Source organism: Pseudoalteromonas sp. SR45-1 (assembly GCF_014163655.1).
In the GTDB taxonomy this organism is placed as follows: Bacteria; Pseudomonadota; Gammaproteobacteria; order Enterobacterales; family Alteromonadaceae; genus Pseudoalteromonas; species Pseudoalteromonas distincta.
Genome location: NZ_JACJDR010000051.1, coordinates 1 through 326, shown reverse-complemented (window position 1 = coordinate 326; position 326 = coordinate 1). Strand labels below are relative to the sequence as shown.

Annotated in this window: 1 protein-coding gene; it reads right to left on the bottom strand. The window is 49.7% G+C overall.

What is annotated here, in order from left to right:
- Positions 1-326 (bottom strand): Ig-like domain-containing protein (locus H5089_RS20095; RefSeq protein WP_259396096.1); only part of this gene is annotated, 326 nt, incomplete at both ends.

Sequence of the window (326 nt, the reverse complement as noted above, 5' to 3'; positions counted from 1 at the left end):
ACTTCGCCACTGTCTGTACCTGTACCTGTGTTGCCCGCTGCATCAGTGATGCTGGCGCTAACGCTATAATTCCCTTCAGCTAATGTGCCTGTTGGTGTCGCACTCCAGTTACCATTGGCATCGGTTTGTACATCAATGCTTTGAGTAGCATTTGCTGCATCTGTAAACGTCACCGTGATGGTGCTGTTAGGTGCATCACTAGTGCCTGTCACAGTTGGCGTGCTGTCATTTGTTAATACTGGCGCATCTACACTCACACTTGGTGCTGTGGTATCAATGGTGCCGTTGCCGGTAATATCGGTGCTGTTACCTGCCACATCGCTAAT